This is a genomic window from Fodinicola feengrottensis, from assembly GCF_039530045.1.
Taxonomy (GTDB): Bacteria; Actinomycetota; Actinomycetes; order Mycobacteriales; family HKI-0501; genus Fodinicola; species Fodinicola feengrottensis.
The window spans coordinates 316,744-323,626 of sequence record NZ_BAAANY010000007.1 but is presented as its reverse complement, the minus strand read 5'-3'; the positions used below and the strand labels follow the sequence as shown (position 1 = coordinate 323,626).

The window sequence follows — 6,883 nt, the reverse complement described above, 5'->3', positions numbered from 1 at the left end:
TGATGGCTGGTAGACGAGACGCCGCACCCTCACAAACACCGCTCTTAACCAGGGCGCCCACCTCCGCAGCCCACACCGCTCTTAACCAGGGCGCCCACCACCCCAGCCCACACCGCTCTTAACCAGGGCGCCCACCACCCCAGCCCACACCGCTTTTAACCAGGGCGCCCACATCCCCGCACACACCGCGCTTAACCAGGGCCGCCGTTCCCGCAACAGACCCCGTCAACCAACCAAAACATCGACCGTCACAGGCAGCGAGCAAAGCAATCATTGGTACGAGCAAAGTGCCCATCAACGTGCAACCGGCCCTTGGACAGCACCCACCCGACAACATGGCCTGCGGGGCGGGAGCGCACAAGACCCCGCCGTTCCGTCGCGGCGGCGTCTCCCCACGAACCTCCCCCGCAGCCCGTCCCCGTCGACCAGGCACCACCTCAACTACCAGCCAACCTGAACCCACCGTGCACCTCGTACCACCAAAGACCCCGGCCGGGGTCGCTACCCTCGGACCGGGACGGGAGTGGAGGCGACAGTGGCGTTGAGCGTGGTCGAGGACAGTCGGGTGCGGCTGGACGGCGTGGTGCGGGATCTGGCGGCGGTGCCGGACTGGGCGGCTTGCTGGCAGCCCCTCGACCAGCCGTACGGCGTCGAGTACGCGAACCGCATCGCCGCCGTGACCAGCTGGGATCCGGTCGCGGTGGTGCAGCTGGTCTCCGGCCAGGACCTGCGGTCAGTGGAGTTCACGTCGCCCAGCGGGCGGCACCTGCTGGCGGCGCCGGCGGCCGTACGACCGGTGCCGACCTGGATCTGGAGCGTCGAGCTCGACAAGGAAGCGGCCACCGACGACCTCGTCACGAGCGGCCGGGTGCAGGCGCGGGCCGCCCTGGACGAAGCGGTCCAGCAGTTGTCCGAGCGGCTCGGCCAGCCGACCGGCGAGCCGGTCTGGGTGGACCCGGACGGCGCGCCGGCTGGCCTGATGATGGGGCATCCCGGGTTCGTGGTCGGCTGGCAGCGCACCCACGGCGTCATCCAGCTCGACGTGTGGGAAGACGCCGGTTACCTGATGGAGCCGTGGACCTGGGAGATCCATCTGCGCGTACGACCGGACCTGGAGGCGGCCCGATGACCGGCTGGGACGGCTATGCGGGCTGGACGGGCGGCGTCGAGATCGACACCTTCGGCCACCAACACTGGCTGCGCGAACACCTCCCGCCCCTGTCCAGCGTCCGGTCGGTGGCGCCCCAACCACGCCCGGTGGAGCCGCCGCCGGCCCGGATCGCCGCCGCGATCGGCCAGCTGCGGGCCCGCGGCGTCCAGGTCGGCAGTCGACGCGACCTGCTGGCTTGGCTGGTGGACGGGTGGGAGCGGGTCCAGCAGGACCGACCCGGTTTCGTGTTGGCGGCGCCGGCGCTGGCGATTCGGATCTTCGCGTCCGGCGCGCTGCCGGACACCGAGGACCGGCCGGCGGTGACCGGCCGGCAGCTCGCCGAAGCGGTCGCCGACCATCTCAACAACCCCGTCTTGCGACCGCCGGTGGCGACCGTGACGCTGCCGCGGCTGCCCGATGCCCTGATCGTCGACCGGCTGAACCTGTTCGCCGCCGACGGCATCGAGGACGAGTTGCGCCGGCCGCTGGAGCGGCTGGTCGCCGGCCGGCCGGAGCTGGCCGAGTCGGTCGCGGACGCCACCGGCCGGCCGAGCGTCCCGGCGCTGGCTGGGCTGATCTGGCGGGACGGCCTTGCCCTGCAGTACGCGCGAGAAGCGGCCGGCGAGGTGGTGCTGATCGCGCCGGCGCCGTACGAAGGGGAGTCTCTCCTGGGCTCCGACCTGGCCGAGCTCGCCCGCAACAGCGCGATCGTCCAGGCCGAGATCGGCTGCCTCGGTTTCACCCACGAGATCTACTCGCTGGAGCAGAAGGTCACCGACGACCAGCGGGCCAGGCAGGCCCGGCAACAGGCCGTCGCGGCGGGACTTGCCGGCGCCGACGTACGCCGAGCTGGTGCCGCGGCCCGGGTCGGCCCGGTCTCGCTGCCGGCCGAGGACCGCACCTACACGTACCGCGAAGCCGTCGACGCGGGCCGTCTCCCACCACCGCCAGTCCGGCAGCGGCAGGCCACCGCACGGCGCAGGCCCCGCCGACCTGTTCCGGCCACGACGGACAGTTAGGAGCCCTGAAGGGCGTACGAACGGACCGTGACGACACAGACCGGGTGGTTTGCTGCGCCTCAGGTTTGCGGAAGTGCCACGATGTCGACATGAAAGCACGCGTACTGGTGGTCGACGACGACCCGGCACTCGCCGAGATGTTGGGCATCGTCCTGCGGGGAGAGGGCTTCAGCCCATCCTTTGTGGCTGACGGCGAGCGGGCGCTGGCGGCGTTCCGCGAGGACCGCCCGGATGTGGTGTTACTCGACGTGATGCTGCCTGGGATGAGCGGCATCGAGGTCTGCCAGGCCATCCGGGCCGAATCCGACGTACCGATCGTGATGCTCACCGCCCGCAGCGACACCAACGATGTCGTACGAGGCCTGGAGTCCGGCGCGGACGACTACGTGGTGAAGCCGTTCAAGCCGCAGGAACTGATCGCGCGGGTACGGGCCAGGTTGCGGCGCAGCGACGACGGGGTGCCGGAGCAGCTCACCATCGGGCCGCCGGACTCGCTGGTCACCATCGACGTGCCGGGGCACAGCGTCAGCCGGAACGGCGCGCCGATCGGCCTGACGCCGCTGGAGTTTGACCTGCTGACCGCGCTGGCTCGCAAACCGCGTCAGGTCTTCACCCGCGAGGTGCTGCTGGAGAAGGTCTGGGGCTACCGGCACGCGGCCGACACCCGGCTGGTCAACGTGCACGTCCAGCGGCTGCGGGCGAAGGTTGAGCGGGACCCGGAGCGGCCCGAGGTGGTACTGACCGTACGCGGTGTCGGCTACAAAGCCGGACCGCACTGAGATGGAGCCGGCGCCAGCCTCGACCCGTCCGCAGGCCAGCCGGTCGCCGGTGCGGTGGCTGCGGCTCGGGGCCAGCCGGGCGCTGCGGCTCTGGCGCCGGTCCCTGCAGGTCCGCATCACCACCACGACCCTGCTGATCTGCGGAATCATCGTGCTGGTCCTGGGGTTCGTGCTGATCAAGCAGATCACCAACGGCCTGCTGGACAGCAAGATCCGGAGCGCGTCCGAGGAGGTCGTGTCCGGCCAGCAGTACACGCTGCAGCAGTTGCAGACGCTCGGCGGGCCGAACGATCCGGCTGTGCAGAACGCCGTGTCCCAGATCGACAACGCGCTGTCCTCGTCCGCGCGCAACGCGGGTGCCGACGCCGGCGAGTACGGCGTGCTGCTCAAGCCGGCGGATCCACAGCTCCTGGCCGCGTGGTCCCGGCAGCTGGACACGAGCCGGGCGAACGTGCCGGCGGAACTGGCGGACAAGGTCACCAACAGCGACGCGCTGGCGTACCAATACACCAGGCTCGCCTCCAAAATCGACGCCAGCACCTCGCCGTACCTGGTGATGGGCGCGCCGGTGGTGACCGACTCCGGCACGTTCGCGCTCTACTACTTCTTCCCGCTCAGCGAACTGCAGACGACGATCACGCTCGTACAGAACGCGGTGCTGGCAACCGGTGGGTTGCTGGTGTTGCTGGTGGTTGGCCTCGCCGCGCTGGTCACCCGGCAGGTCGTGCAGCCAGTACGAGTGGCGGCCCGGACCGCCGAGCGGCTGTCCGCCGGCCTGCTGGCCGAGCGGATGCAGGTGGACGGCGAGGACGACCTGGCCCGGCTGGCCACCTCGTTCAATCAGATGGCCGGCAACCTGCAACGGCAGATCCTGGCCCTCGAAGACCTGTCCCGCCTGCAGAGACAGTTCACGTCGGACGTGTCGCACGAGCTGCGGACGCCGTTGACCACGATCCGGATGGCGGCCGAGGTGCTGCACTCGGTCCGGTCCGACTTCGACGAGCAGACCCGGCGGTCCGCGGAGCTGCTCTACAACGAGGTGGAACGGTTCGAGTTGCTGCTCACCGACCTGCTGGAAATCTCCCGCTACGACGCCGGTTTCGCCGTGTTGGAGTCCGAGCCGCACGACCTGCGCCAACTGGTCAACCGGGCGGTCGGGGCCATCGCGCCGCTGGCCGCCCGGGCCGGCAGCATGGTGCGCATCGACCAACCGCGGAGCCCGGTGGTCGCCGAGGTGGATGCCCGCCGGGTGGAGCGGATCCTGCGGAACCTGCTGGGCAACGCCGTCGAACACGGCGAGGGCCGGCCGGTGGAGATCGGGATGGCCGCCAACGCGGACACGGCCGCGGTGACCGTACGCGACTACGGGGTCGGCATCGCGCCGAAGGATGCTGAAACCGTTTTCGACCGGTTCTGGCGAGCCGACCCGTCCCGGGCGCGGCAGACCGGCGGCACCGGCCTCGGCCTGTCGATCGCTCGCGAGGACGCCCACCTGCATGGCGGGTGGCTGCAGGCGTACGGCGAGACCGGTGTCGGCGCGGTGTTCCGGCTGACGCTGCCGCTGCGGGCCGGCGACGAGATCAGCGAGTCGCCACTGCCGCTGGAGTTCGGACCGCCCAGCTCCCACCCGAGTGCCGAGGTCAGTCGTGGCTAGTGGTCTGTCTGCTGTTTGGGATTCCTCTGTTGTACGGGGGCGGTTCCCCGGTGCGCCTAGACAGACCACTAGGCGGTGGGCCGCGCTGGTCGCCGGCGTGGTGGCCGCGGTGCTCGTGCTCACCGCGTGTGGTGTCCCGGACTCCGGGCATCCGGTGGTGCTCCGGCAGATCGCGCCCGGCGGCGCCGACCAGCCGGACCCGTCCAACGTGCACTCCGAGCCGTCCGCGCCGCGCAAGGACGGCACGGCCGTCCAGAGCGTCGAGGGCTTCCTGTTGGCGTTGGCGACCACTCCGGAGAACTCATATGCGGCGGCCAAGAACTTCCTGTCGCCGGCCAACCAGCGTTGGGCCCCGACCGGGCCACTACGCGTCTTCAGCCAGACGGCGGTGGCTTCGGTCGGCAAGCCCGACTCCGGCCAGGTCCGCATCACCGGTTCCCAGGTCGGCCTGCTGAACGCCGACGGCACCTTCACCCCGCAACCGGCGACCGTTGACGTGACCGTCCAGCTCAACCGCGCCGACGGCCTGTGGCGGATCGACAACCCACCCGCCGACGTGCTGTTCCGGAGCGACTTCTTCTCCCAGTCGTACGTGCCGGTGCCGCTCTATTTCCTCGACCCGACCGGTCAGCGGCTGGTGCCCGACATCCGTTATCTGGACGCCTCAACTTCGCTCAGCGACCGCTGGACGGCTGCGATGCGGCTGCTGATCGCCGGGCCTTCGCCGTGGTTGACGGGGGCAGTGAAGACCGCGATCCCGGCGAGCACCCGGCTGCGTGGCAACGTCATCCAGGAGGACCAGGACGTTGCCGTCGACGTGTCGTCGGATGCCGCTTTGACACCGCAGAACCTGGTCGCCGGCATGGTGGCGCAGTTCGTCTGGTCCATGAAGGGCGCCGTCGGCGGCGTGGCCGGCGGGTCCGTACAACTGCTCGTCGACGGTCGTCAAGTGACGTCGATCGGCACCGGCGCGACCGTCAAGCAGATCCAGAACCAGTACGACCCGTCCGCGGCCACCGCCCATCTGGATCCGTTCCGGATCGTCGGCGGGGTGGTGCAGAAGGTGCTGGACGCGCCGGATGCACCAGATGTGCCTTCCGCGGTGTCCGCGGCCACCGGCGTACGCTCCGCCGCCATGTCCATCGACGGCGGCGCGGTCGCGATGGTCCGGTCCGCGGCCGGCGGCCGGCAGACCCTGTTCACCGGCCCGTCCGCCGGTCCGCTGCGTCCCGTACTAACCGCCGGAACGGTCTCGGCGCCGACCTGGGAACCGGACCACAGCGGCGCGTTGGCCGCGGTCGACGGCCGCGAAATCGGCTACGCGCCGATGGACCACCCCGTCATCACCGCCGGTGCCCCGGGACTGGCCGCCATCCTCGGCAAATCCGGCCGGCTGGTGGCCGTACGACTGGCCCCCGACGGCGTCCACCTGGCCCTGGTGGTCTCGGACGGATCGGTCGGCCAAGTGCTGGTCGGCGTCTTCCAAGCCGGCACTTTCAGCGCCGCCGTGACCAGCCTGCGGGTCATCTCCAGCAAACTCACCGGCGCCACCGACGTCGCGTGGACCGGCGACAATGCCCTGCTCACCATCGGCCGCCGCGGCGAAGTCGTCCAGAACGAGATCGTCGCCGACGGCTCCGGCGAACAGATCACCCTCGCCGTCGGCCTGCACGACGTACCCACCCAGATCGCCGCCGTCCCCAACCGGACCCTCGTCACCTCGGGCGGCTACGTCTACCAATCCTTCCAACGCGGCTGGGCCTCTCCCGACAACAGCCACCTCATCCCCGGCACGGGCGTCTTCTATCCCGGCTGATTTTCTTCCCGCTTTTCACCCGGTGCGGCGCGAAATTGTCGTAGGTGTCTGTTTTTCTTTCCCCCTCCCTTTGAACGGGCGGGGGCGGGTCGAGAGGTGGACCTTGATTTTTAGTTGAACATTGGTCCTCGAACCCGCCCCCCACCCGTCACTGGGTGGGGGCGATTTTTCGGGGTGGGTACGACAGTTTCGCGCCGCACCCCTATGTAGAACTGCACAATCGGAATCCGATTGTGCAGCGGGTGGGGTGCCCTTGGGGCGGAGCCTCAAGGAAGAACGGGGTCGACGGGTGGGGTGCGGCTTGGGTACAGGGCGGCGAGGGTTCTGGATGGGCAACAATGTTACAAACGGACATGGTGGGTGGCGATGTTCGCGAAAATTGGTCACTGGCGGTGAAAGTTGATCCCACCGGTCCCACTAAGAACAGCGGAATGTGCCTGACCGGATTCTGGTCCACATCTTGGG

5 protein-coding genes are annotated in these 6,883 nt (G+C 69.7%); all 5 read left to right on the top strand.

All coding sequences use genetic code 11. The features are described 5' to 3' along the window. Positions 1 to 535 precede the first annotated feature (535 nt). The 5 genes from ABD301_RS09765 (at position 536) to ABD301_RS09745 (ending at position 6,418) form a co-directional block, all read left to right on the top strand. Positions 536 to 1,129 (top strand): hypothetical protein, encoded by a 594-nt coding sequence (locus ABD301_RS09765; RefSeq protein ID WP_344309093.1) that lies wholly within the window; start codon positions 536 to 538, stop codon positions 1,127 to 1,129. Further along, on the top strand, positions 1,126 to 2,169 hold the full coding sequence (locus ABD301_RS09760) for a hypothetical protein (RefSeq protein ID WP_344309091.1): 1,044 nt from the start codon (positions 1,126 to 1,128) through the stop codon (positions 2,167 to 2,169). The genes ABD301_RS09765 and ABD301_RS09760 overlap by 4 nt, the downstream gene beginning before the upstream one ends. Positions 2,170 to 2,258: 89 nt before the next feature. Then, positions 2,259 to 2,948 (top strand): MtrAB system response regulator MtrA, encoded by a 690-nt coding sequence (mtrA, locus tag ABD301_RS09755; RefSeq protein ID WP_163573408.1) that lies wholly within the window; start codon positions 2,259 to 2,261, stop codon positions 2,946 to 2,948. Between the two features lies 1 nt (position 2,949). Then, positions 2,950 to 4,602 carry an MtrAB system histidine kinase MtrB gene (gene mtrB, locus ABD301_RS09750; RefSeq protein ID WP_344309088.1) on the top strand — a complete coding sequence of 551 codons (1,653 nt, stop codon included), beginning with the start codon at positions 2,950 to 2,952 and terminating at the stop codon, positions 4,600 to 4,602. Between the two features lie 109 nt (positions 4,603 to 4,711). After that, a complete protein-coding gene (locus tag ABD301_RS09745; RefSeq protein WP_344309086.1) occupies positions 4,712 to 6,418 on the top strand; it encodes an LpqB family beta-propeller domain-containing protein in 1,707 nt (568 codons plus the stop codon). Positions 6,419 to 6,883: the final 465 nt, after the last annotated feature.

Coding starts and splice junctions, on each gene's coding strand:
- mtrB (WP_344309088.1), top strand. CDS start 2,950: ATGGAGCCGGCGCCAGCCTCGACCCGTCCGCAGGCCAGCCGGTCGCCG.
- ABD301_RS09760 (WP_344309091.1), top strand. CDS start 1,126: ATGACCGGCTGGGACGGCTATGCGGGCTGGACGGGCGGCGTCGAGATC.
- mtrA (WP_163573408.1), top strand. CDS start 2,259: ATGAAAGCACGCGTACTGGTGGTCGACGACGACCCGGCACTCGCCGAG.